3 protein-coding genes are annotated in these 26,048 nt (G+C 75.1%); all 3 read right to left on the reverse strand.

Annotation, left to right across the window (positions count from 1 at the left end):
- Nucleotides 1-15 precede the first annotated feature (15 nt).
- Complete coding sequence (locus ACFY6S_RS04550; protein ID WP_388822724.1) at nt 16-15,570, reverse strand: type I polyketide synthase; 15,555 nt, start codon at nt 15,568-15,570, stop codon at nt 16-18.
- 178 nt (nt 15,571-15,748) lie between these two features.
- Nucleotides 15,749-20,542: a type I polyketide synthase gene (locus tag ACFY6S_RS04555; protein ID WP_388822726.1), complete on the reverse strand. Its 4,794-nt coding sequence runs from the start codon at nt 20,540-20,542 to the stop codon at nt 15,749-15,751.
- Nucleotides 20,542-26,046, reverse strand: a complete 5,505-nt coding sequence (locus ACFY6S_RS04560) for an SDR family NAD(P)-dependent oxidoreductase (protein WP_388822946.1) — start codon at nt 26,044-26,046, stop codon at nt 20,542-20,544. Before ACFY6S_RS04560 ends, ACFY6S_RS04555 begins: the two co-directional genes overlap by 1 nt.
- Nucleotides 26,047-26,048: the final 2 nt, after the last annotated feature.

Genomic DNA, 26,048 nt, shown 5'->3' on the forward strand with positions numbered 1-26,048 from the left:
GGCATTGTCGCGGGGTCAGAGGATGTCGTCGTCGTCCGCACCGTCGTCCAGGGCGAGACTGATCAGGCTCTCGGCGTCCATCGCGTCGATCGACGCCCGGTCCTCCGGGCCGGCGCCGGTGTCGGTGGGCGGCTTCATCCCGGCCAGCTCCAGCAGGCTGTCCATCAGCCCGGAGTCGCGCAGCTTGGCGAGCGGGATGGCCGTCAGGACCCGGCGGATGTCCTCCTCCCCCGAGCCGCCTTCGGCGGGTGAGGCGGGCGCCAGTGCGGTGGCGAGGTGACCGGCGAGCGCCTCCGGGCTGGGATAGTCGAAGATGAGCGTGGCCGGCAGCCGCAGCCCCGTGACCTCGTTGAGCCGGTTGCGGAACTCCACCGCCGTCAGCGAGTCGAACCCCAGCTCGTTGAAGGCGAGTCCCGGCTCCGGCGCGCCGGTACCGAGGACCCCGGCCGCCTGCTCCCCGACGAGGGCGAGCAGCCGTCCGGTGCGCTCCTCGGGGGCCAGGGCCGCCAGGTCGCGCCGCAGCGCGGCCGACTCCGTGGACTCCGCCCGTACGACCCGCCGCGCGGGTGTCCTGACCAGGCCGCGCAGCAGCGGTGGCACGCGGCCCGTCCCGGCCATCGCGGCCAGGTCGAGCCTGGCCGGCAGCAGTACGGTCTCCGCGCGGCCCACGGCCGTGTCGAACAGGGCGAGTCCGGCCTCCTCGTCGAGCGCGAGCACCCCGGACCGGGCCAGCCGCCTGGCGTCGGTGCCGCTGAGCCGGTCGGCCATGCCGCCGCCGGCCCACGCGCCCCAGGCCAGTGACAGGCCCGGCAGACCGCTCGCCGCGCGATGCGCGGCCAGCGCGTCGAGGTAGGCGTTGGCCGCGGCGTATCCGCCCTGCCCGGGGCTGCCCAGCAGACCGGACGCCGAGGAGAACAGCACGAACGCCGACAGCGGCCGTTCCCGGGTCAGTTCGTGCAGGTTCCACGCCGCGTCCACCTTGGGCCGCAGCACGGCGTCCATCCGCTCGGGGGTGAGCGAGGCGATCGTCGCGTCGTCCAGTACCCCGGCGGTGTGGACGACGGCGGAGACGGGATGCTCGGCGAGCACCCGCTCCAGCGCGTCCCGGTCGGCCGCGTCGCAGGCGAGGAGGGTGACCTCGGCGCCGAGTGCGGTGAGTTCCTCGACGAGTCCGGCGGCGCCGGGCGCCTCGGGGCCGCGCCTGCTGAGGAGCAGCAGCTCGCCGACGCGGTGCTCGGTGACCAGATGGCGTGCCACCAGCCGGCCCAGCGCGCCGGTCCCGCCGGTGATCAGTACGGGCCCGCCCGTCCAGTCGACGGGCTGCCCGGTGGCGGACAGCGCGGCCCGGTGGAGCCTCGGTGTGCTCAGCGCGCCGGAGCGCAGCGCGGTCTGCGGTTCACCGGACGCGACCACGACCGGCAGCAGCCGGTACGACTCCGCGCCGGCGTCGGCGGGATCGAGATCGACCAGGACGACGCGGTCCGGATGTTCGGACTGCGCGGAGCGGACGAGTCCCCACGCCGTGGCGCCGGCCAGGTCCGTGACGTCCTCGCCGGGCAGCGCGACGGCGCCGCTCGTCGCGACGACGAGTGTGGACCGCGCGAACCGCTCGTCGGCCAGCCAGGCCCGCAGTCGCTCCAGCAGCTCCCCGGCCCCGGCGCGGACCGCGTGCGGCCCGCTCCCGCCGGTGTACGGGAGGACCACCGTGTCGACCGGTCCGGCCGCCGCGTCGGCGGCCTCGTCGAGCCCGGCGGCGGTGTGCACCACCGCGACCTCGCCGGCCAGCGCGGCGGCCGCCTCCGCGGCGTCCGTGCCGAGTACCACCCAGTGTCCGGCGGACGGCACGGCGTCGGCCGGGGAGCCGACCCATTCGACCGCGAACAGCGAGTCGTGCCGGCCCGCGGCGGCCGAGGCCAGCCGGTCGGCGGCGATCTCGCGCAGCACCAGTGAGTCGACTCCCAGCACCGGGACTCCGGCGCCGTCGGTGGCCTCGATCCGTACGGAGCCGGACCCGCCGGGGGCGATCCGTACCCTGAGCGCGCTCGCGCCGGCCGCGTACAGCTCGACACCGCTCCAGGCGAACGGCAGTGTCATCCGCTCGGCGGCGCCCTCGCGCAGTCCGATCGCGTGGAGCGCGGCGTCGAACAGCGCGGGGTGGATGCCCATGGGGGTGGTGGAGTCCGGGGAGCCCACCGCTTCCTCACCGGGTTCGACGGCGATCTCAGCGTACACCTCGTCGCCCACGCGCCAGGCGGCGCGCAGCCCCTGGAAGCGCGGCCCGTAGTCGGCTCCCAGCTCGGCCAGTCGTTCGTACGTGCCGGTCAGGTCGAGCGGCAGCGCGCCGGCCGGCGGCCAGGACGGGTGCGCGAACGGCGCCTGTTCGCGGCCCGCGCGCAGCAGACCGGTGGCGTGGCAGGTCCAGGGCGTGTCGTCGCCCGTCCAGGAGTGGACCTGGAACGTACGGGCGCCGGAGGCGTCGGGGGCGCCGACGGTGCTCTGGACGCGTACCGCCGCGTCCTCGGGCAGCAGGAGCGGCTCCGCGATGGTCAGCTCCTCGACGGCGCCGCAGCCCACGGACGCGCCTGCGGCCAGGGCCATCTCCACGAACGCGGTACCGGGGAGCAGCACGGCCCCGCCCACGGCGTGGTCGGCCAGCCACGGATGGTCGCGCAGCGCGAGGCGGCCGGTGTACAGCACCCCGTCGGTACCGGCCAGTTCGACCGCCGTGCCCAGCAACGGGTGGTCGGTGGGGCCCCGTTGTCCGGTGGTGGTGCTCTCCATCCAGTAGCGGCTGCGCCGGAAGGCGTAGGTGGGCAGCTCGGTGCCGGGTCCGGCCGGGAGCAACTCGGGCCAGTCCACGGCGACTCCGTGTGCGTGGAGGGTGCCGAGCGCGGTGAGTACGGCCGCGGTCTCGTCCTTGTCCTTGCGCAGCAGCGGGACCAGCGCCGCGTCCTCGGTGAGGCACTCGGCGGCCATCGCGGTGAGCACTCCGCCGGGGCCGATCTCGGCGAACCGCCGGGCGCCCGCCTCTTCGAGGGCGCGCACCGCGTCGGCGAACCGCACGGCGTCGCGGGCGTGGCGCACCCAGTACTCGGGCGAGCCGATCTCCTCGGCGGTGATCCGGTCCCCGGTCAGGGCCGATACGAGGGGGATGCGCGGGGGCCGGTGGGTGAGGCCGGCGGCGATCTCCCGGAACTCGTCGAGCACGGGGTCCATCAGCGGTGAGTGGAAGGCGTGCGAGACGTCGAGTTCCTTGGTGCGCGCGAAGTGTCCCGCGATCCTCCGGACTGCCGCCGCCTCGCCCGAGAGCACGACGGACTCGGGTCCGTTGACCGCGGCGATGGAGACCTGATCGGTGAGCAGTGGTGTGACCTCGTCCTCGCGGGCGTTGACCGCGACCATCGCGCCGCCCTCGGGCAGCGCCTGCATCAGCCGGCCGCGCGCGGCGACGAGCGTCGCGGCGTCCGCGAGGGACCACACTCCGGCCGCGTGGGCGGCGGCGAACTCGCCGACGGAGTGCCCGGCCAGCAGATCGGGCCGTACGCCCCACGATTCCAGCAGCCGGAACAGCGCGACCTCGACGGCGAACAGCGCCGGCTGGGTGTACTCGGTCCTGGCGAGCAGTTCACCGTCGGCCAGCACCTCGCGCAGCGGGCGCTCCAGCAGCGGGTCGAGATGGCCGCACACCTCGTCGAGGGCGCGGTCGAAGGCGGGGAAGTCCCTGGCCAGTTCGAGCCCCATGGAGGCGCGTTGCGATCCCTGTCCGGAGAACAGGAAGGCGAGTTTGGCGTCGGTGGCCGTGGCGGTGGTGACGGAGGGCGAGGAGAGGCCGTCGGCCAGCGACCGCAGTCCGGCGAGGAGTTCCTCGTGGTGGCGTCCGGTCACCGAGGCCCGGTGGGTGAGCGCGGTGCGCGCCGTGGCGAGGGCGCCCGCGATCTCGTGCGGGGCGGGTTCCCGGTCGCGGTCCGTGCGGGTGAGGTGGGTGTGCAGCCGGTCGGCCTGGGCGCGCAGCGCCTCCTCGGTGTGCCCGGAGAGCAGCCAGGGGGCGCCCGCCACCGGGGCGGGGTCCGGTCCTTCGCCGGTTTCGGCGGCGGGCGCGACGGCGGTCTCGGCCGCCTCGATCACCACGTGCGCGTTGGTGCCGCTGATCCCGAACGACGAGATCCCCGCCCGGCGCGGATGGTCGCGCTCGGGCCACTCGCGGGACTCGGTGAGCAGCCGTACGTGGCTGTCGGTCCAGTCGACGTGCCGGGAGGGCTCGTCCACGTGCAGCGTCCTGGGGAGCACTCCGTTCCGGATGGCCTGCACCATCTTGATCACACCGGCCACGCCGGCGGCCGCCTGCGTATGGCCGATGTTGGACTTGACCGAGCCGAGCCACAGCGGGCTGTCCTCGGTGTGTTCCCTGCCGTACGTGGCGATGAGCGCCTGTGCCTCGATGGGGTCGCCGAGGGTGGTGCCCGTGCCGTGCGCCTCGACCACGTCGACCTCGGCGCCGGAGACTCCGGCCGCCGCGAGGGCGCGGCGGATGACGCGTTGCTGGGCGGGGCCGTTGGGCGCGCTCAGTCCGTTGGAGGCACCGTCCTGGTTGACGGCGGTGCCGCGCAGCAGGGCGAGCACCTGGTGTCCGTTGCGGCGGGCGTCGGAGAGCCGCTCCAGCAGCAGGATGCCCACGCCCTCGCCGAATCCCGTGCCGTTGGCGGAGTCGGCGAAGGGACGGCACCGGCCGTCGCGGGACAGCCCGCGCCTGCGGCTGAACTCGACGAAGGTGCCGGGTGTCGCCATCACCGTCACACCGCCGGCGAGGGCGAGTGTGCAGTCGCCCTGCCGCAGTGACTGCGCCGCGAGGTGCAGCGCGACCAGGGACGACGAGCAGGCGGTGTCGACCGAGATGGTGGGGCCTTCCAGGCCGAGTGTGTAGGCGACGCGCCCGGAGACCACACTGCCGGAGCCGAAGCTCTCGAAGTAGTCGTGGTACATGACGCCCGCGAACACACCGGTGGCGCTGCCCCGCAGCCGGGCGGGGTCGATGGCGGCGCGTTCCAGCGCCTCCCAGGCCGTCTCCAGCAGCAGCCGCTGCTGCGGGTCGGTGATGAGCGCCTCTTCGGCGTCCATGGCGAAGAACGCCGGGTCGAAGTCCCCCGCGTCGTAGAGGAAGGCGCCCTCCTTGGCGTAGCTGGTGCCCGGGCGGTCGAGGGTCGGGTCGTAGAGCGTGTCCAGGTCCCAGCCGCGGTCGGCGGGGAACTCCCCCACGGCGTCGGTCCCTTCGGCGACCAGCCGCCACAGCGCCTCCGGCGAGTCGACCCCGCCGGGGAAGCGGCAGCTCATGGAGATGATCGCGATGGGATCGTCGTCGGCGGCCGGGGCGGGGGCCGGGGCCGCCGGGTCCTGGCCGGCGACCGGCCCTCCGGCCAGCTCGCCGAGGAGGTAGCGGGCCAGTTCGACCGGGGTGGGGTGGTCGAAGACGAGGGTGGCGGGGAGCCGCAGGTCGGTGGCGGTGGTGAGCCCGTTGCGCAGCTCCACGGCGGCCAGCGAGTCGAAGCCCAGTTCGCGGAAGGCGGTGGCACGGCCGACCGTCTCCAGGGAGCGGTGGCCGAGGATCGTGGCGACGTGGCCGCGCACGAGATCGACCAGTACGGGTTCGCGTTCGGTCTCCGGCAGGGCGGCCAGGCGGCGGCGCAGCGAGTCCGCGCCCCCGGCGGGAGCGGCGGCCGCGCTCTGCCGCCGTACCGGCACCAGGCCGCGGAACAGCGGGGCGAGGCCCTCGCCCTGGGCGCGCAGCCCGGCGGGTTCGAGCTTCATCGGCAGCACCGCCGGGTCGGGCGAGCGCAGGGCCGCGTCGAAGAGGGCGAGGCCCTCGGCGGTCTCCAGCGCCGCCACCCCGCCCCGGGAGATCCGGGACCGGTCGGTGTCGTCGAGGGTGCCGGTCATTCCGCTGGCGTGCGCCCACAGCCCCCAGGCCATGGAGACGGCGGTCAGGCCGAGCGCCCGGCGGTGTGCGGCCAGCGCGTCGAGATAGGCGTTGGCGGCGGCGTAGTTGGCCTGGCCGGGCGAGCCGAGGGTGCCGGAGGCGGAGGAGAAGAGGACGAACGCCCGCAGGTCGAGCCCGGCGGTCAGCTCGTGCAGGTTCGCCGCCGCGTCCACCTTGGGGCGCAGCACCGTGTCGAGCCGTTCGGGGGTGAGCGAGGAGAGCACCCCGTCGGCGAGGACCCCGGCCGCGTGGACGACGGCGGTCAGGGGCCGCTCGGCCGGGATGGCGGCCAGCACGGCGGCGAGGGCGGTACGGTCCGCGACGTCGCAGGCGGCCGACTCCACGGAGGCGCCGAGCGCGGTCAGTTCGGCGACGAACTCCGGGTCGGCGCCGCGCCGGCTGACCAGCAGCAGATGGGTGGCGCCCCACTCGGTCACCAGGTGGCGGGCGACGAGGGAGCCGAGCGCGCCGCTCGCTCCGGTCACCAGGACGGTGCCGGGGCCGCCGTCCGGCTGGCCGAGGTCCGACGGGCCCTGTTCCCGCGGTGCCTCGGTCCTGGCGAGCCTGGGTACGTGGACGGCGCCGTCCCGGAGCGCGACGCGCGGTTCCCCGGCGGCGACGGCCGTGGCGAGGAGGGCGTCCGTGAGCGGGGTGCCGTCCGTCTCGACGAGCACGAAGCGGTCCGGGTTCTCCGTCTGCGCCGAGCGGACCAGTCCGCCGACGGCGGCGCCGGCCAGATCGGCGCCCGCGACCACCACCAGGGTGGTGTCGGCGTACCGGTCGTCGGCCAGCCGCTCGCGCAGCGCGTCGAGTACGGCGTCGATGGCGGCGCGGACCTCGGCGGCGCTCATCCCCGCCGGGGCGTGCAGCACCTCCGGGCCGGGGGTGGTGCCGGGGGCGGAGGTGGCCGGTGCCGGTGTCCAGTCGACGCGGTAGAGGGACCCGGCGCGGGCCGACCTGGCGGCGGCGGCGAGCTGTTCGGCCGGGATGGGCCGCAGGGCGAGGGAGCCGATCGTCGCCACGGGGGCTCCGGTGGCGTCGGCGACCGTCAGCGACACCGTGGCCCCGGAGCCGCCGGCCGCCGGCCCGGTGGTCCCGGAGCCGGTGGGCCGCAGCCGTACCCGCAGGTCGGTGGCGCCGGTGGCGTGCAGCTGTACCTCGGACCAGGCGAACGGCAGCAGGGCGTCGTCGCCCGCCGCCGCGGTCAGGCCGACCGCGTGCAGCGCGGCGTCGGAGAGCGCCGGGTGCAGCCCGTATCCGTCGACCTGCTGGGCGGGTCCCACCTCGGCGTACACCTCGTCGCCGAGCAGCCAGGCGGCTCGCAGGCCCTGGAAGGCGGGCCCGTAGCGCAGTCCGGCCTCGGCGAGCCGGTCGTACAGCCCGTCGAGGTCGACCGGCTGGGCACCGGCGGGCGGCCAGACCGCCGGCTCCGGCTCCGGCGGGGTGCCTCCCGGGGCGAGCAGCCCGTCGGCGTGCCGGGTCCAGGGCTGGTCGTCGGCCGCGCTCTCGGGGCGTGAGTAGATCGTGACCGGGCGGACGGACTCCTCGGCCGCGCCGACCACGACCTGCAACTGGGTCGCGCCGTGCTCGGGCAGCACCAGGGGTGCGTGCAGGGTCAGTTCGGCGACCCGGCCGCAGCCGACCTGGTCCCCGGCGCGCACCGCCAGTTCGAGGTATCCGGTGCCGGGGAAGATCGTCTCCCCGCCGACCACATGGTCCGCGAGCCAGGGGTGGGTGCCCGCGGCCAGCCGGCCGGTGAGCACCACGCCGTCGGTGTCGGCGCGCTCCATCGCGGCGCTGAGCAGCGGGTGGTCGGTCTGGGTGAGACCGGCCGAGGTGACGTCCCCGCCGTCGGCCGCGCTGTCCAGCCAGTACCGCTCGTGCTGGAAGGCGTAGGTGGGCAGTTCGACCCGGTGGGGCCGGGGGCCGTCGAGCAGGACGCTCCAGTCGACCGGTACCCCGTGGGTGTACGCCTCCCCGAGCGCGCCGACGAAGCGGGGCTGCCCGCCGTCGTCCCGGCGCAGGGTTCCCACGGCGCTCACCGCGTCGTCGGTCTCCTGGATGCCGACGGTGAGCACCGGGTGCGGGCTGGACTCGATGAACACACCGTGGCCCGCGGCGACGGCCGCCCTGGTGGCCTGTTCGAACAGGACGGTACGGCGCAGGTTGGTGTACCAGTACTCGGCGCCCAGCTCGGTCGTGTCGATGAGCGCGCCGGTGACCGTGGAGTAGAACGGCACCTCGGAGGGGCGCGGCGCGACCTCGGCCAGGGTGGTGAGCAGCCGCTCGCGGATCGTCTCGACCTGGGCGGAGTGCGAGGCGTAGTCCACCGGCAGCCGTTTGACCCTGACGCCCTCCTCCTTGAGCTGGTCGCGCAGCAGGTCCAGCGCGTCGGGGAAGCCGGAGACCACGGTGGATCCCGCGCCGTTGAAGGCCGCGACGGAGAGCTGTCCCTCCCAGTCGGCGGCGAGCCGCTCGGCGAGCGGCCCGGCGGGCAGGGCGACGGACATCATGCCGCCTCCGCCGGACAGGTCGTCGGCGATGGCCTTGCTGCGCAGGGTGACGATACGGGCGCCGTCCTCCAGGGTGAGGGCCCCGGCGACGACGGCCGCGGCGATCTCGCCCTGGGAGTGGCCGATCACGGCCGCGGGCCGGACTCCGTACGCGGACCAGGTGCGGGCCAGCGACACCATGACCGCCCACAGCACCGGCTGGACGATGTCCACCCGGTCCAGCGGTCCGCTCAGTTCGGTGAGCAGGTCCCAGTCGACGTACGGCGCGCAGGCGGCGGCGCACTCGTCCATGCTCCGTGCGAACTCGGGTGAGGAGGTGAGGAGTTCGGTGGCCATGCCGGTCCACTGCGAGCCCTGTCCGGGGAACACGAAGACCGGTCGCGCGGTCCCGGCGGCGACGCCTTCCGCGACGCCGGGCGCTGAGGCGCCGGCGGCGAGGGCGGCGAGCGAGTCGCGCAGTTCGGTACGGTCCGCGCCCTGGAGGGAGGCCCGGTGGGCGAAGTGCGCCCGCGCGGTGGCGAGCGAGGCGCCGATGTCCGAGGGGGTCAGCTCCGGGTGGGCGTCGACGTACGCGAGCAGCCGTCCGGCCTGGGCGGGCAGTGCCGCGCGGGTCTTCGCGGACAGCAGCCACGGTACGGGGGCGCCGGTGGGCCGCTCCGAAGTGGCCGCCCGGTGGGGCGCGTTCTCGCGCGGGGGCTCCTCGATGATGGTGTGGGCGTTGGTGCCGCTGATGCCGAAGGAGGAGATCCCGGCCCGGCGCGGACGCCCGGCCGCCGGCCACTCCCGCTCCTCGGTGAGCAGCCTGACCTCACCGGCCGACCAGTCCACCTGGTCCGAGGGCTCGTCCACATGAAGGGTCCTGGGCAGCACCCCGTGCCGCATCGCCATGATCATCTTGATCACACCGGCCACCCCGGCGGCGGCCTGCGTGTGCCCGATGTTCGACTTGATCGAGCCGAGCCAGAGCGGGCTGCCCTCGGGCCGGTCCTGACCGTAGGTCGCCAGCAGCGCCTGCGCCTCGATCGGGTCGCCCAGGGTGGTCCCCGTGCCGTGCGCCTCCACCACGTCCACGTCGGCGGTCGTCAGCCGGGCGTTCTCCAGGGCCTGTTCGATGACACGCTGCTGGGAGGGGCCGTTGGGGGCGGTGAGACCGTTGGAGGCGCCGTCCTGGTTCACGGCTGTGCCGCGTACCACCGCCAGCACCTCGTGCCCGTTGCGCCGGGCGTCCGAGAGGCGTTCCACGGCGAGGACGCCGACGCCCTCGCCCCAGACGGTGCCGCTCGCGCCGGTGGCGAAGGCGCGGCAGGTGGCGTCGGCGGCGAGCGCGCCCTGCCGGCTGAACTCGACGAAGGTGTCGGGGGTGGCCATCACGGCGACCCCGCCGACCAGGGCGAGGGTGCATTCGCCGTTCCGCAGGGACTGGGCCGCCAGGTGCAGCGCCACCAACGACGACGAGCACGCCGTGTCGATCGACAACGTCGGACCCTCAAGACCCAACGTGTACGCCACCCGCCCCGACACGATGCTGCCACTGCCGAAACTGCCGAAGTAGTCGTGGTACATCACCCCGGCGAACACACCGGTCCGGCTTCCCTTCAGCGTTCCGGGGTCGATGCCCGCGCTCTCCAGGGCCTCCCACGCACCCTCCAGCAGCAGCCGCTGCTGAGGATCCATCAACAACGCCTCACGCGGGCTGATACCGAAGAACGCCGCGTCGAACTCCCCCGCGTCGTGCAGGAATCCGCCGGAGCGCACATAGGTCGTGTCGGGGCGTTCACCGGTCGGGTCGTAGATGCGGTCGGTGTCCCAGCCCCGGTTGTCCGGGAAGTCCGAGATGGCGTCGGTGCCGTCCGCGACGAGCTGCCACAGCTCGCCCGGGGACGCGACGCCGCCGGGGTAGCGGCAGGACATGCCGACGATGGCGAGCGGCTCGTCGGCCCGTGCCGCCCTGGTGCGGGTGCGCTTGCGCGGGCCCGCCTTCCCGCCGCCGAGCTGTGTCGCGAGATACGTCGCGAGGGCGTCCGGCGAGGGGTAGTCGAAGACGAGGGTCGCGGGCAGCCGCTGTCCGGTCTCGGCGGTGAGCGCGTTGCGCAGTTCGATGGCGGCGAGCGAGTCGAACCCGAAGTCCTTGAAGGCGCGCTCCGGTTCGATGGCCTCGGGCGTGGTGTGCCCGAGCACGGCGGCCACCTGGACGCGTACCAGGTGCAGCAGGGCGTCGGCGCGCTCGGCGTCCGTCAGCTCCGCCATCCGCTCGGCGAAGGTGAACCCGGAGTCCCTGGACGAGGCTTCGCGCCGTACCGCACGGCCGCCGACGAGCGCGCGGAAGACCGGGGCGAGTGCGGCTCCCTGGCCGCGCAGCGCCGCGAGGTTCAGCCGTACGGGGACGACGGCGGGGTGGGTGGTGCGGCGGGCGAGGTCGAAGAGGGCGACGCCGTCCTCGGCGGTCAGTTCGGTCATGCCGCCGCGCGAGATCCTGGCGCGGTCCGCGTCGTCGAGGGCGCTGGTCATCCCGCCGGCCGGGACCCACGGGCCCCAGGCGAGCGAGAGGGCGGGCGCGCCGTGGGCGCGCCGGTGGGCGGCGAGCGCGTCGAGGAAGGCGTTGGCGGCGGCGTAGTTGCCCTGCCCCGGAGCGCCGACCACGCCGGCCACCGAGGAGAACAGCACGAAGGCCGCCAGGTTCTGATCGGCCGTCAGTTCGTGCAGGTTCAGCGCTCCGTCGACCTTGGGCCGCAGTACGGCGTCGAGGCGCTCGGGGGTCAGCGAGGCGACCACCCCGTCGTCGAGGACACCGGCGGCGTGGACGACGGCGGTGAGCGGGTGCGCGGCGGGGACGGCGGCCAGCACCTCGGCGAGGGCGTCGCGGTCCGCCACGTCGCAGGCGGCGACCGTGGCGTGGGCGCCGAGCCCGGTCACCTCGTCGACCAGTGCGTCGGCGGCGCCGCTCCTGCTGAGCAGCAGCAGCCTGGTCACCCCGAGCCGGGTGACCAGGTGCCTGGCCAGTACGGGTCCGAGCCCGCCGGTGGCGCCGGTCAGCAGGACGGTGCCCTCCGGGTCGAGGTCGGGGCCGAGTTCGGCGGGGGCGTCGGCGGCGATCTCGGCGCGGGTCAGCCGGGCCGCGTGCGACACACCGTCCCGTACCGCGATCTGGGGTTCGCCGAGGGCGAGGAGCGAGGGGAGGAGCGCGTCGGCGTCCGTGACGGCGGGGTCGAGGTCCACCAGGACGAACCGGTCGGGGTTCTCCGACTGCGCGGAGCGCACCAGGCCCCACACGGCGGCGCCGGCCGGGTCGGTGACGTCCTCGCCCGCGACGGCGACCGCGCCGCGTGTGACGAGGACCAGGGGGCGCGCGTCGTCCTCCTGGAGCGCGGCGAGCGCGGTGTGCGTCGCGGCCCGCACGGCCTCGGCGTCGGCGCCCGGGGTGGTGTGCAGGGTGCGGTACTCGGTGTCCTGGCCGTCCTCGGCCGGCTGGAGCGCGGCCCAGTCGAGGCGGTACAGCCCTTCGGACGAACTTCCGCGCGCGGGGCGGAGGTTGGTCAGCGGCCTGGAGGCCAGCGAGGTGACGGTGGCGACAGGGGCGCCGGCGGCGTCGGCCAGGTCGACGGCGAAGGCGTGCGGTCCCGACGGGGTGAGGCGTACGCGCAGGACGGAGGCGCCCACCGCGTGCAGGGACACCCCGGAGAACATGAACGGCAGCCGGGCCGTCTCGTCGTCGGAGCCGTCGCCGATGAGCGCCAGCGCGTGCAACGCGGCGTCGAAGGCGGCCGGGTGGAGTCCGAAGCGGCCCGCGTCGGCGGCGGGCCCCTCGGGCAGCCGTACCTCGGCGAACACCTCGTCGGCACGGCGCCAGGCGGCGTGCAGGCCCCGGAAGGCCGGGCCGTAGTGCAGGCCGGACGCGGCGTGCTGCTCGTACAGGCCGGTGGCGTCGAGCGGTTCGGCGTCGGCCGGGGGCCATTCGGTGAGCGGCTCGCCGGGGAGCGCGGGGCTGTGGGCGAGCAGTCCGGCGGCGTGCAGGGTCCACGGCTGGTCGGCGGCGGCGCCCTCGGCGCGCGAGTGGATGCTGACGCCGCGCGCGCCGGTGGTGTCGGGGGCGCCGACGGTCACCTGGACCCGTATGCCGGTGTCCTCGGGGAGGATCAGCGGGACTTCGAGGGCCAGCTCCTCCAGCCGGCCGCAGCCGACCTGGTCGCCGGCCCGGACGGCGAGTTCGACCATGGCGGTGCCGGGCAGGACGACGGAGTCGCCGACGACATGATCGGCCAGCCAGGGGTGGGTGCGCACCGCGAGGCGGCCGGTGAGGACCGCGCCCTCGGAGTCCGCCAGCATGGTGGCGGCGCCGAGCAGCGGGTGGTCGGCCGGGTCGAGCCCCGCCGAGCCGACGTCCCCGGCGGAGGGCGGCGCGTCGGCCCAGAACCGCTCGCGCTGGAAGGCGGTGGTGGGCAGGTCGATGCGGGTCGCCCCGGAGAACAGGGCGCTCCAGTCGGGCGAGCGGCCGCCGATGTGGAGATGGGCGACGGCGGTCAGCAGGGACTCCGTCTCGGGGCGCTCGCGCCGGGTGGCGCAGGCCAGCACGGCGTCCTCGGCGCGCTCCGGCCCGAGGCACTCGCGGGCCATCGCGGTGAGGACGGCGTCGGGCCCCAGCTCCAGGAAGCGGGTGACGCCCGCGGCCTCCAGGGCGCGCACCCCGTCGTGGAACCGCACCGCGTCGCGTACGTGCCGCACCCAGTACTCGGGCGAGGTCAGTTCGTCGGTGGCGAGCCGCCCGGTCACGTTCGACACCACCGGCACGGTGGCCCTGGCGTAGGTCAGCGACTCGGCGACCGTGCGGAACTCCGCGAGCATCGGCTCGATCAGCGGGGAGTGGAAGGCGTGCGAGACCGGGAGCCGCTTGGTCTTCTCGAACCGGGCGGCCAGCGCCACGACGGCGGCCTCCTCGCCCGACACGACCACGGAGCGCGGGCCGTTGACGGCGGCGACGCTCACCCGGTCGGAGAGCAGCGGGGCGACCTCGTCCTCGGTGGCCTGTACGGCGATCATCGCGCCGCCCGCCGGCAGGGCCCCCATCAGCCGGCCGCGCGCCGCGACGAGGGTCGCCGCGTCCGGCAGCGAGAGCACCCCGGCGACATGGGCGGCGGCCAGCTCGCCGATGGAGTGGCCGGCCAGGTAGTCGGGGCGCAGCCCCCAGGACTCGACCAGCCGGAACAGGGCCACCTCGACGGCGAACAGCGCGGCCTGGGTGTGCTCCGTACGGTTCAGCGGCTCGGGGTCGGCGCCGAAGACGAGGTCGCGCAGTCCGGCGCCGAAGTGGCCGCAGACCTCGTCGAAGGCGGCGGCGAAGACGGGGAACTCCGCGTACAGCTCCCGGCCCATGCCGGGGCGCTGGGAGCCCTGGCCGGTGAAGAGGAAGGCGGTCAGCCCCTTGACCGTACGGCCGCGCGCCACCCCGGCCGAGCCGTCCGCGACGGCGGTCAGCCCGCGCAGCAGCTGCTCGCGGTCCTGTCCGAGGACGACGGCGCGGTACTGGTGCGCGGTCCTGGTGGTGGCCAGGGAGTACGCGGCGTCCACGGCGTCCGCCGGGGCGAGGGCGGTCAGCAGGCGGGCGGCCTGGGCGCGCAGGGCCTCGGGGGTGCGTCCGGAGACCAGCCACGGGAGGGTGGAGGGCGCGGTGACGGGCGCGGTCGCGGTGTCGTCGCCGGCGGGTGCCGGGGGCGCCTGCTCGATGATGGTGTGCGCGTTGGTGCCGCTCGCGCCGAACGACGAGATGCCGGCCCGGCGCGGCCGGTCGGCCTCGGGCCACGGCCGCGCCTCGTGGAGCAGCGCGACCTGGCCCGCCGTCCAGTCGACCTGGTCGGAGGGCCGGTCCACGTGCAGGGTCCTGGGCAGCACGCCGTGGCGCATCGCCATGACCATCTTGATGACACCGGCCACTCCGGCGGCGGCCTGGGTGTGCCCGATGTTGGACTTCACCGACCCGAGCCACAGCGGCTGCCCCTCGGGCCGGCCCCGGCCGTAGGTCGCGAGGAGCGCCTGCGCCTCGATCGGGTCGCCGAGGGTGGTGCCCGTGCCGTGCGCCTCGACCGCGTCGACATCCGCCGCGCCCAGCCCGGCGGACGCCAGCGCCTGGCGGATGACGCGTTGCTGGGAGGGGCCGTTGGGGGCGGTGAGGCCATTGGAGGCGCCGTCCTGGTTCACGGCGGAGCCGCGTACCACCGCCAGTACCTCGTGCCCGTTGCGCCGCGCGTCCGAGAGGCGTTCCAGCAGCAGCATCCCGGCGCCCTCGCCCCAGCCGGTGCCGTCGGCGGCGTCCGCGAAGGACTTGCAGCGGCCGTCGAGCGCCAGTCCGCGCTGGCGGCTGAAGGCGACGAAGGAGCCGGGGGTGGACATGACCGTCGCCCCGCCGGCCAGGGCGAGGGTGCACTCCTTCTGCCGCAGCGCCTGTACGGCCAGGTGCAGCGCGACCAGGGCGGAGGAGCAGGCCGTGTCGATGGTGACGGAGGGGCCCTCGATACCGAGGGTGTACGAGATGCGCCCCGAGATCACCGCCGCGAGGCTGCCGGTGCCGAGAGCCGCCTCGGTGTCCTGCGGCAGCTTCGCCAGCAGATCGCGGTAGTCCTGCCCGTTGGTGCCGGCGAACACCCCGATCCGGGCGCCCGCCACCGAGTCCGGCGCGATTCCGGCGCGCTCCAGCGCCTCCCAGGACACTTCGAGCAGCAGCCGCTGCTGCGGGTCCATGGCGATGGCCTCGCGCGGCGAGATGCCGAAGAAGTCCGGCTCGAACTCCCCCGCGTCGTGCAGGAATCCGCCCCTGCGCACATAGCTCTTGCCGGCCGCGTCCGGGTCGGGGTCGTAGAGCGAGGCGACGTCCCAGCCCCGGTTGTCGGGGAAGTCGGTGATGGCGTCGGTGCCGTCGTGGACCAGCCGCCAGAACTCCTCCGGCGTGCTGACACCGCCGGGGAAGCGGCAGCTCATCCCGACGATGGCGATCGGTTCCTTCTCCTCGGTCTCCACCTCGCGCAGCCGCTGCCGAGTCTGGTGCAGATCCGCGGAGACCCTCTTGAGGTAGTCGAGCAGCTTGTCGTCGTTGGTCATCGAGTGTCGCCACTTCTGTGCGGAAGGGTTGGCCTCTGGCGGGTGCGCGCGTGGCCGGCGGACCGGGCGGTGCGGATACGGCGGCCGGCCCCTCCGTGCTCGGGGGCCGGGGTCCGTGATCGGGGCCGGGCGGTACGGTCCCGGGTCGGCCGTACCGCCCGGCCGGCCGGTCAGCCGGTCACGCCGAGCCGAGTTCGTTGTCGATGAAGGCGAAGACGTCGTCGGCGGAGGCGTCCTCGAGCCGTCCGGCGACCGACACGCCGTTGCCGGCGGCCAGCGTCTCGTTGAGTCCGTTGAGCACCGTCTGCACCCGTGAGGTGAGGCGGCTCTGCTCGATGTCCTCGGCGCTCAGCCCGGCGAGCCTGGCCTCCAGCCGCTCCAGTTCGGCGAGGACCGAGTCGGCGGACGTGTCGTCGGGCTCCCCCAGCTCCGTACCGAGGTACTTGGCGAGCGCGGCGGGGGTCGCGTAGTCGAAGATGAGCGTGGCGGGCAGGGGCACCCCGGCGGCGGTGCTGAGCCGGTTGCGCAGGTCGACGGAGGTGAGGGAGTCGAAGCCGAGGTCGCGGAAGGCGGTGGTCGGCTCGACCGAGGCCGCGCCGTCGTAGCCGAGCACCGAGGCGGCCTGGCCGCAGACCAGTTCCTCCAGCGCGCGGTCCCGCTCGCCGCCGGTCATCGCGGCGAGCCGCTGGGCGAGGTCGTCGGGGACGGTGGTGTCGCGGGCGGTCGCCAGCCCCTGCACCTCGGGCAGGTCGGCGAGGAGCGGGCTGGGCCGGGTGGAGGTGAAGGCGGGGACGAACTTCGTCCAGTCCACGTCGGCCACGGTCACGGTGGTGTCGCCGGACTCCAGCGCGCGGCGCAGCGCCGTGACCGCGCGGGCGGGGTCCATCGAGGCGATACCGAGTCCCCGGCCCGCGTCGCGTACGGCTCCGTGGTCGGCCATGCCGGCGCCGCCCCAGGGCCCCCAGGCCACCGAGGTGGCGGCGAGCCCGGAGGCGCGCCGGTATCCGGCGAGGGCGTCGAGGTAGGCGTTGGCCGCCGCGTAGTTGGCCTGTCCCGCGCCGCCGACGGTGGCGGTGAGGGAGGAGAACAGCACGAAGGCGCTGAGCCCGAGGTGCTCGGTCAGCTCGTGCAGGTTGCGGGCCGCGTCGGCCTTGGGACGCAGAACGGCGTCGAAGCGGTCGGGGGTGAGCGCGTCGAGCACGCCGTCGTCGAGCACCCCGGCCAGGTGCATGACCGCCGTCAGCGGGTGTTCGGCGGGTACGGCGGTCTCCAGCAGCGTGGCGAGGCTGTCGCGGTCGGCGACGTCGCAGGCGGCGAGGGTGACCTTCGTACCGGTCCCGGACAGCGCGCGCACCAGTTCGGCGGCGCCGGGGGCGTCCTCGCCCCGGCGGCTGACGAGGAGCAGGTGCTCGGCGCCCTCGGCCGCCAGCCAGGTGGCGATCTCGGTGCCGACCGCGCCGGTGGCGCCGGTGACCAGCACCGTGCCGGTGGGCTGCCAGGGCGCGCCGGCGCGGGTCGGCGCGTGCTCCAGGCGGCGCCCGAAGGCGCCGGACTCGCGGACGAGGATCTGGTCCTCGTCGCCGGGCGCGGTCAGCACCGTGGCGAACCTGGCCCACGCGCGGGGCCCCGGGTCGGCGGGGAGGTCGATGAGGCCGCCCCAGCGCTCGGGGTGTTCCAGCGCGGCGACCCGGCCGAGTCCCCAGACGCGGGCGCCGTCGAAGCCGTCGGGGCGGGCCGACGGCTCGTGGGCCATGGCGTCGCGGGTGACGGTCCACAGGGGGGCGGCCGTTCCGGCGTCGCCGAGCGCCTGGACGAGGGCGGAGGTCGCGGTGAGCGGGGAATCCAGCGGCAGCAGGGAGAGCACGCCGTCGAACTCCCCCTTCTCCACGAGGAGTCCGGCCAGCGCGGCCCGTTCCATGGCGCTCGCGGGTACGGCGAGGGTGTCGACCAGCAGGCCGCGTCCGGTGAGCGCGTCGAGCGCGGCGCGGGTCCAGCCGTCCGCTGCCCGGGTCTCGGGGACGACGGCGAGCCAGTGCCCCGAGGTCGGGGCCGCGCTCTCCTCCGTACCGGGCAACGTCTGCCAGGTGACGCGGTAACGCCAGCTGTCCACGGTGGAGTTGGCCTGCCGCTGGTCGTGCCAGGAGGCGAGTGCCGGTACCAGCGCGGCGACCGACGCCTCGTCGCTCACGCCGAGGGTGGCGGCGACGGCCGGGATGTCCTGGCCGCGTACCAGCTCCCAGAACGCGTCCCCCTCGTCGGACGGGCCGCCGGTGGTGGCGGGGCCGGTGAGCGAGGGGGCGTTCTCCCAGTGGCGGTCGCGCCGGAAGGGGTAGGTGGGCAGGCCGACGACGCGGGCCCCGGCGAAGATCGCCCGCCAGTCGGGGGTCAGTCCGCCGGTGTGCAGCCGGCAGACGGCGGTCAGCAGCGCCCGCGCCTCCTCCTGGTCGCGGCGCTGGGTGCCGATCACCTCGTCCACGGTGTCCTGGGCCATGCTCGTGAGCACGGAGTCGGGGCCGATCTCCAGGAAGCGGGTGGCGCCCTCGGCGGCGAGGGTGCGCACCCCGTCGTGGAACCTGACGGCTTCCCTGACGTGCCTGACCCAGTACTCGGGCGAGGTGAGTCCGTCGCCGATCAGTCCGGTCACGTTGGACACGACGGGCAGCCGCGGCGGGTGGAAGGTCAGCCCCTTGAGCACCTCGCGGAAGGGCTCCAGCATCGGGTCCATCAGATGCGAGTGGAAGGCGTGCGAGACGCGCAGCCGGGTGGTCTTCCCGATGTGCCCGGCCAGCGCGGTGACGGCCCGCTCCTCGCCGGAGACGACCACCGAGCGCGGGCCGTTGACGGCGGCGATGTCGACGCCCTCGGTGAGCAGGGGGGTGATCTCGTCCTCGCTGGCCAGCAGCGATACCATCGCGCCGCCGGCGGGCAGCGACTGCATCAGCCGGCCGCGCGCCGCGACCAGGGCGACGGCGTCGGACAGTGAGAACACCCCGGCGGCGTGGGCGGCGACGATCTCGCCGATGGAGTGGCCGCCGAGCAGGTCAGGGCGGATGCCCCAGGCGGTCAGCAGCCGGAACAGCGCGACTTCGAAGGTGAACAGGGCGGCCTGCGTGTACATCGTCCGGTGCAGCAGCTCCGAGTCCGCGTCGAGGATCACCTCGCGCAGCGGCCGCCCGCCGTGCGCGTCCGTGGCCGCGTCCGGGTGGGCGGCGAAGTGCGCGTCGAACTCGGCGCCCACCTCGTCGAGGGCCCGGGCGAACTCCGGGAAGGAGTCGTAGAGTTCACGCCCCATGCCGGCGCGCTGGGAGCCCTGCCCGGAGAACAGCACGGCGAGCCGTCCCGGCTCGGCGGCGACCACCGGCGCCGTGTGTCCCTCCGCGAGCGCCCGCACCCCGTCGAGCAGTTCCTCGCGGGTCCGGCCGGTGACGGCGGCCCGGTGGGCGAAGGCGGAGCGGGTGGTGGCCAGCGAGTAGCCGATGTCGGCGGGGTCGTGGTCGGCCGCGACGGCGAGCAGCCGGCTCGCCTGGGTCCGCACGGCGTCGGCGGTACGGGCGGAGAGCACCCACGGCACGACGGGCAGCGCCACCGGCGTGCGCTCCGCGGCGGACCCGGCCTCGACGGGCGGGGCCTCCTCGATGATGGTGTGCGCGTTGGTGCCGCTGATCCCGAAGGAGGAGATCCCGGCGCGGCGCGGCTGTCCTTCGGTGGTCCAGGGCCGGGCCTCGGTCAGCAGCTCGACATCGCCCGCCGTCCAGTCGACGGCGGTGGTCGGCCGGTCGGAGTGCAGGGACTTGGGCAGCACACCGGCGCGCATCGCCATGACCATCTTGATCACGGCGGCCACCCCGGCGGCGGCCTGCGGGTGCCCCATGTTCGACTTGATGGAGCCGAGCCACATCGGCCGCCCCTCGGGCCGGTCCTGGCCGTAGGCGGCGATGACGGCCTGTGCCTCGATGGGGTCGCCGAGGGTGGTGCCGGTGCCGTGCGCCTCGACGACGTCGACCTGGTTCGGGGAGAGCTGCGCGTCGGCGAGCGCCTGGCGGATCACCCGGATCTGGGCGGGGCCGCTGGGGGCGGTCATGCCGTTGGAGGCGCCGTCCTGGTTGATCGCGCTGCCCCGGACGACGGCGAGCACCTCGTGCCCGTTGCGTATCGCGTCGGATAGCCGCTCCACCAGCAGCATCCCGGCGCCCTCGGACCACGCCGCGCCGGAGGCGTCCTCGGAGAAGGAGCGGCAGCGGCCGTCGGCGGACAGCGCCCGCCGCTCGCTGAACTCGATGAACATCTCCGGGCTCGCCATCACGGCGGCGCCGCCCGCCAGCGCGAGGGTGCACTCGCCCTTGCGCAGCGCCTGGCAGGCCAGGTGGAGGGCGACCAGGGAGGCGGAGCACGCGGTGTCCATGGTGACCGCGGGCCCTTCGAGGCCCAGGGTGTAGGCGATCCGGCCGGAGACGATGGAGCCGGAGATGGTGCCGCCGACGTAGTCGTGGTGCATCAGCCCGACGAACACACCGGTCGGGCTGCCCTTCACCGACTGCGGGTCGATCCCGGCCCGCTCGAACGCCTCCCAGGACACTTCGAGGAGCAGCCGCTGCTGGGGGTCGGTGCCGGGCGCGTCCTTGGGGCTGATCCCGAAGAAGGCGGGGTCGCACTCGGCGGCGTCGTGCAGGAATCCGCCGTGGCGCACATAGCTCTTGCCGGTCTTCCCCGGCTCCGGGTCGTAGATCGACTCGACGTCCCAGCCCCGGTCCACCGGGAATCCCGAGACGACGTCCACGCCCTCGTCCACGATCCGCCAGAGATCCTCGGGCGAGCGGGCGCCACCGGGGTAGCGGCAGCCCATACCGATGATCGCGATCGGCTCCCGGTCCTGATCCTCCAGCTCGCGCACCCGGCGGCGGGTGCGCTCCAGTTCGGTCGTCGCCCGCTTGAGATAGTCACGCAGCTTGTCGACGCCGGCCTGCTGTTCCATCACTGGGCTCCCAGTTCGTTGTCGATCCTCGCGAAGAGTTCGTCGTCGGTGGCGGTACCGATGTCCTCGGGCGGTCCGGCGTCGCCGGTCCTGCCGTGGGTGTCGTGCCAGGTCCGCAGGAGTGCCTCCAGCCGGGCGGTGATCCGGGCGTGCGAGCCGTCCTGGTCGGGCAGCGCGGTCAGCGCGGCCTCCAGCCGGTCCACCTCGGCGACCATGGAGCGGGCCCGGTCGGCGGGGCCGGGTACGAGCCCGGCCTTGAGGTGGGCGGCCAGCGCGACGGGCGCGGGCTGGTCGAAGACCAGGGTCGCCGGGAGGGAGAGGCCGGTCGCGGCGCCGAGCAGATTGCGCAGCTCCACGGCGGCCAGCGAGTCGAATCCCATCTCCTGGAAGGCGCGCCCCGGATCCACCGACTCCGCCGAGGCGTGTCCGAGGACGGCGGCGACATGGGTACGCACCAACTCCAGCAGGGCGCGGTCCCGTTCGGGCTCCGGCAGCGGTACGAGCCGCTCGCGCCAGGACCGGGTCTCCCCGCCCCCGCCCGTCCCGGTGGCCCGGGCCGCGCGCCGGGGCGCGCCCCTGACCAGCCCGCGCAGCAGGGTCGGTACCCCGTCGGCCCGGTCCCGTACGGCCGCGAGGTCGAGGCGCACCGGGACGACCAGCGCGTCCGGCGATTCCAGTGCCGCGTCGAAGAGTTCCAGGCCGCGGGCGGCGGTCAGCGGGGGCAGCCCGATCCTGCGCATGCGTTCGAGGTCGGACGCGTCCACCTGTCCGGCCAGGCCGCCGACCTCCGACCACAGTCCCCAGGCCATGGACACGGCGGGCAGTCCCGCCGCGCGGCGGTGCGCCGCGAGCCCGTCCAGGAAGGTGTTGGCCGCGGCGTAGTTGGCCTGGCCGCCGCCGACCAGCAGCCCCGCGGTCGAGGAGAAGAGGACGAAGGCGGTGAGGTCACGGTCGAGGGTCAGCTCGTGCAGGTTCCAGGCCGCGTCGACCTTGGGCCGCAGCACGCGCTCCACCTGCTCGTCGGTGAGCGAGTCGAGCATCCCGTTGTCGACCACGCCGGCCGCGTGCACGATGCCGCGTACGTCGTGCCGGTCGAGCAGTGCGGCGAGCTGCTCGCGGTCGGCGGCGTCGCAGCGCGCGATGGTGACCCGCGCGCCCAGGTCCTCCAGTTCGGCGCGGAGTCCGGCGGCGCCGGGGGCGTCCTCGCCGCGCCTGCTGGTCAGCAGCAGGGTGCGTACGCCGTGGTCGGTGACGAGGTGACGGGCGAGCAGCCCGCCCAGTCCCCCGGTACCGCCGGTGATCAGCACGGTCGCGCCGACGTCCCAGCCGGGCGGGCCGCCGGGCTTCGCCCTGGCCAGCCTGGGGGCCCACAACCCGCCGTCCCGTACGGTGACTTCGGGCTCGCCGCAGCCGAGGGCGGCGGTCAGGTCGCGGCTGCCGTCGGTCTCCACCAGCAGGAAGCGGCCGGGGTTCTCGGATTCGGCGGCGCGGACCAGCCCGGCGAGCGGCGCGTGGCCGAGTTCGCCCGCGCGGGTCACCACCGCGAGCCGGGAGCCGTCGAAGCGCCGGTCGGCGAGCCACGCGCGCAGGGCCGCCAGTGTGCGGCCGACCGTCTCGCGGACCGCGCCCGGCACATCGGCGAGCGGGCTCACGGGTACGGGCAGGACGACGATGCCGGGCACCGGTCCGTCGAGCGAGCGGAGGTCGGGGTGGTGAGCGGCGGCCAGGCCGAGGTCGTCGGGTCCGCACACCGCCAGGTCGAGGGCGGCGGGCCCGGCGGGCGGCGGCACGGGTACGAGGTCGAGGCGGTAGAGCGACTCGCCGGGTTCACCGGCCAGTTGGTCCACCGACACCGGCCGTGCGACCAGGGCGCGTACGGAGGCGACCGGCGCGCCCGTACCGTCCGCGACGGCCAGCGCCACCGCTTCCTCGCCGTCCTTGGTGATGCGCAGCCGCAGGGTGTCCGCTCCGGCCGCGTGCAGCGCGATCCCGCTCCAGGTGAAGGGAAGGACCGCCTGGCCGTCGCCGAGTTCGAGCAGGTTCACATGGAGCGCGGCGTCGAGCAGCGCGGGGTGCACCCCGTACGCTCCGGCGCTCGCCCGCGCGCTCTCGGGCAGCGCGGCCTCCGCGTACAGCTCCTCGCCCCGGCGCCACACCGCGCGCAGCCCCTGGAAGACCTCGCCGTAGCCGTAACCGACCCGGGCCAGCCGGGGGTAGAGCTCGCCGAGTGCGACGGGTTCGGCGCCCTCGGGCGGCCACACGCCCAGATCGAAGCCGGCCGCGGGGGCGTCCTCGCCGCGCAGCACACCGCTCGCGTTGCGGCTCCACGGCGCCTCGGGCGCGTCGGCGCGCCGGGAGTACACCGTCAGTGAGCGCCGGCCCTCCTCGTCGGCGCCGACGGCCACCTGTACCACCGTCGCGCCCCGCTCCGGCAGGACCAGCGGCGCCTGGAGGGTCAGTTCCTCGACCGTCCCGCAGCCGACGCGGTCGCCGGCCTGGAGCGCCAGCTCCACGAAGGCGGTGCCGGGCAGCAGGACCGTACCGAAGACCGCGTGGTGCGCGAGCCAGGGCTGCGCGGACCGCGAGAGCCGTCCGGTCAGCACGACGCCGCCGGTGTCGGGCAGTTCGGTCACCGCGCCCAGCAGGGGGTGACCGGCGGACAGCTGGCCGAGTCCGGTCGCGTCGCCGCCGCCGCCCGTCGACTCCAGCCAGAGCCGGCCGCGCTGGAAGGGGTAGGTGGGCAGATCGACCCGGGCCGCCGGGCGGGCGGCGCGGCGGCCCGCGAAGTACGCGGCCCAGTCGACCGGCACACCGTGGGTGTGCAGCCGGCAGAGCCCGCCGAGGAGCGCGCGCTCCTCGCCGCCGTCGCGGCGCAGGGTCGCGGCGGACAGCAGTCCGTCGGGCACGCAGTCCTGGGCCATCGCCGTCAGCACCGCGTCGGGGCCCAGCTCGACCGAGGTACGCACCCCGAGGCCGGTCAGCGCGCGCATCGCGGCCTCGAACCGTACCGGCCCGCGCACATGGTCCACCCAGTGGTCGGGTGAGCCCAGTTCCCCGGCGGTGGCCAGGGCGCCGGTGAGCGTCGACACGATCGGGACGGCCGGTGTGCCGTACGTCAGCGTCTTGGCGACCTCGCCGAACTCGGCCAGCATCGGGTCCATCAGCGGTGAGTGGAAGGCGTGCGACACGGTGAGCCGGCGGGTCTTGGGGAACCGGGCCGCGACCTGCGCGACGGCTTCCTCCTCGCCCGAGATCACCACCGCCCGGGGGCCGTTGACGGCGGCGATCCCCACCCGCCCCGCCCACTCGGCCAGTTGCGGCAGTACCTCGGCCTCGGAGGCGCGTACGGACGTCATGGCGCCGCCCTCGGGCAGCCGGCTCATCAGCCCGCCGCGCGCGAGCACCAGCGTGACCGCGTCGCGGAGCGTCAGCACGCCCGACACGTGCGCGGCGGCGATCTCGCCGACCGAGTGGCCGACCAGGAAGTCGGGGCGCACGCCCAGCGACTCCAGCAGCCGGAACAGCGCCACCTCGACGGCGAAGATCGCCGCCTGGGCGTGGTCGGTGCGGTGGAGCGCCTCGGCGTCCTCCTCGATCACCCGGGCCAGCGGGCGTTCCAGCTCCGGGTCCATCAGCGCGGCGACTTCGTCGAAGGCGGCGGCGAATACCGGGAAGGCGCGGTGCAGTTCGCGCCCCATGCCGGGGCGCTGGGAGCCCTGGCCGGTGAAGAGGAAGGCCACTTTGCCCCGGGCCGCGAGCGCGCCGCCGCGGTCGTTCCCGGCTTCGCCCTCGGCGTCCGCCGCGGACCGGGTGGCGAGCGGGAGGAGCGCGGCGAGGAGTTCTTCGGTGTCGGCGCCGACGACGACCGCGCGGTGTTCCCAGTGGGTACGGGTGGTGGCCAGCGAGTGGCCCACGTCGGCCGGGTCGAGGCCGGGGCGGGCGGCGGCCCACTCCCGTATCCGCCGCGCCTGGGCGGCCAGCGCGGCCGGGGTGCGCCCCGACAGGAGCCAGGGGACCACGGTGGAGCCCTCGGCGGGCGCCGCGGGGCGGTCGGCGGGGCGGGCGGTGTCCGGGGCCGGACCCGCGGGCTCCTCGGCGGGCTCCTCGGCGGGCTCCTCGGCCGGCGCCTCTTCGAGCACCACGTGCGCGTTGGTGCCGCTGATGCCGAACGAGGAGACGGCGGAACGCCTCGGCCGTCCGGTCTCCGGCCACTCCACCTGTTCGGTGAGCAGCTCCACGGCGCCCGCGTCCCAGTCGACCTGCGCCGAGGGTTCGTCGATGTGCAGCGTCCTGGGAAGGGCGCCGTGCCGCATCGCGAGCACCATCTTCATCACCCCGGCCACTCCGGCGGCGGCCTGGGTGTGCCCGAGGTTCGACTTGATCGAACCGAGCCGCAGCGGCCGCCCCTCGGGGCGGTCCTGCCCGTACGTGGCGAGCAGGGCCTGCGCCTCGATGGGGTCGCCGAGGGAGGTGCCGGTGCCGTGCGCCTCGACGGCGTCGACGTCCGCCGCGCTCAGTCCCGCGCTCGCCAGCGCCTGGCGGATCACCCGTTGCTGGGAGGGGCCGTTGGGCGCGGTCAGCCTGCTGCTGGCGCCGTCGGAGTTGATGGCCGTCCCCCTGACCACGGCCAGCACCCGGTGGCCGAGGCGGCGCGCGTCGCTGAGCCGCTCGACCAGCAGCATGCCCGCGCCCTCGCCCCAGCCCGTACCGTCGGCGGACGCGGCGAACGCCTTGCAGCGGCCGTCCGGGGAGAGTCCGCGCTGGCGGCTGAAGTCCACGAAGGTCTCGGGGGTCGACATCACGGTGACCCCGCCGGCCAGCGCCAGGGTGCATTCGCCGGACTGGAGGGCACGCACCGCCCAGTGCAGCGCGACCAGCGAGGACGAGCAGGCCGTGTCGATGGTGACGGCCGGTCCCTCCAGACCGAAGGTGTAGGCCACCCGGCCGGAGGCGATGCTCCCGGCGCTGCCGTTGGCGAGATAGCCGTCCAGGTCGTCGGGGGCCGAACTCAGCCTGGTCGCGTAGTCGTTGTACATGACCCCGGCGAACACCCCGGTCCTGCTGCCGCGCAGCGCGGACGGCACGATGCCGGCGTCCTCGAACGCCTCGAAGGACGTCTCCAGCAGCAGCCGCTGCTGCGGGTCCATCGCCAGCGCCTCGCGGGGGCTGATTCCGAAGAAGTCATGGTCGAAGTCGGCCGCGTCGTGCAGGAATCCACCGGTGCGGGCATAGGTCCTCCCCGGCCGGCCGGGGTCGGGGTCGTAGAGGGAGTCGATGTCCCAGCCGCGGTTCGCGGGGAAGTCCGACACGGCGTCGGTGCCGGCGGCGACCAGGTCCCACAGCTCCTGGGGAGCGCTGACACCACCGGGGTACCGGCATCCCATGCCCACGATCGCCACCGGTTCGTGCGCCCGGTTCTCGGACTCGCGCAACCGCCGCCGCGTCTCACGCAGATCCGAAGCCGTTCGCCGAAGATAGTCGAGCAGTTGGTCCTCGTTGTTCACCA

Source organism: Streptomyces sp. NPDC012835 (assembly GCF_042900885.1).
Taxonomy (GTDB): Bacteria; Actinomycetota; Actinomycetes; order Streptomycetales; family Streptomycetaceae; genus Streptomyces.

Bases quoted from the DNA above. Each gene is read 5' to 3' on its own strand.
- ACFY6S_RS04550 (WP_388822724.1), bottom strand. From the start codon at position 15,570: ATGACCAACGACGACAAGCTGCTCGACTACCTCAAGAGGGTCTCCGCG.
- ACFY6S_RS04555 (WP_388822726.1), bottom strand. From the start codon at position 20,542: ATGGAACAGCAGGCCGGCGTCGACAAGCTGCGTGACTATCTCAAGCGG.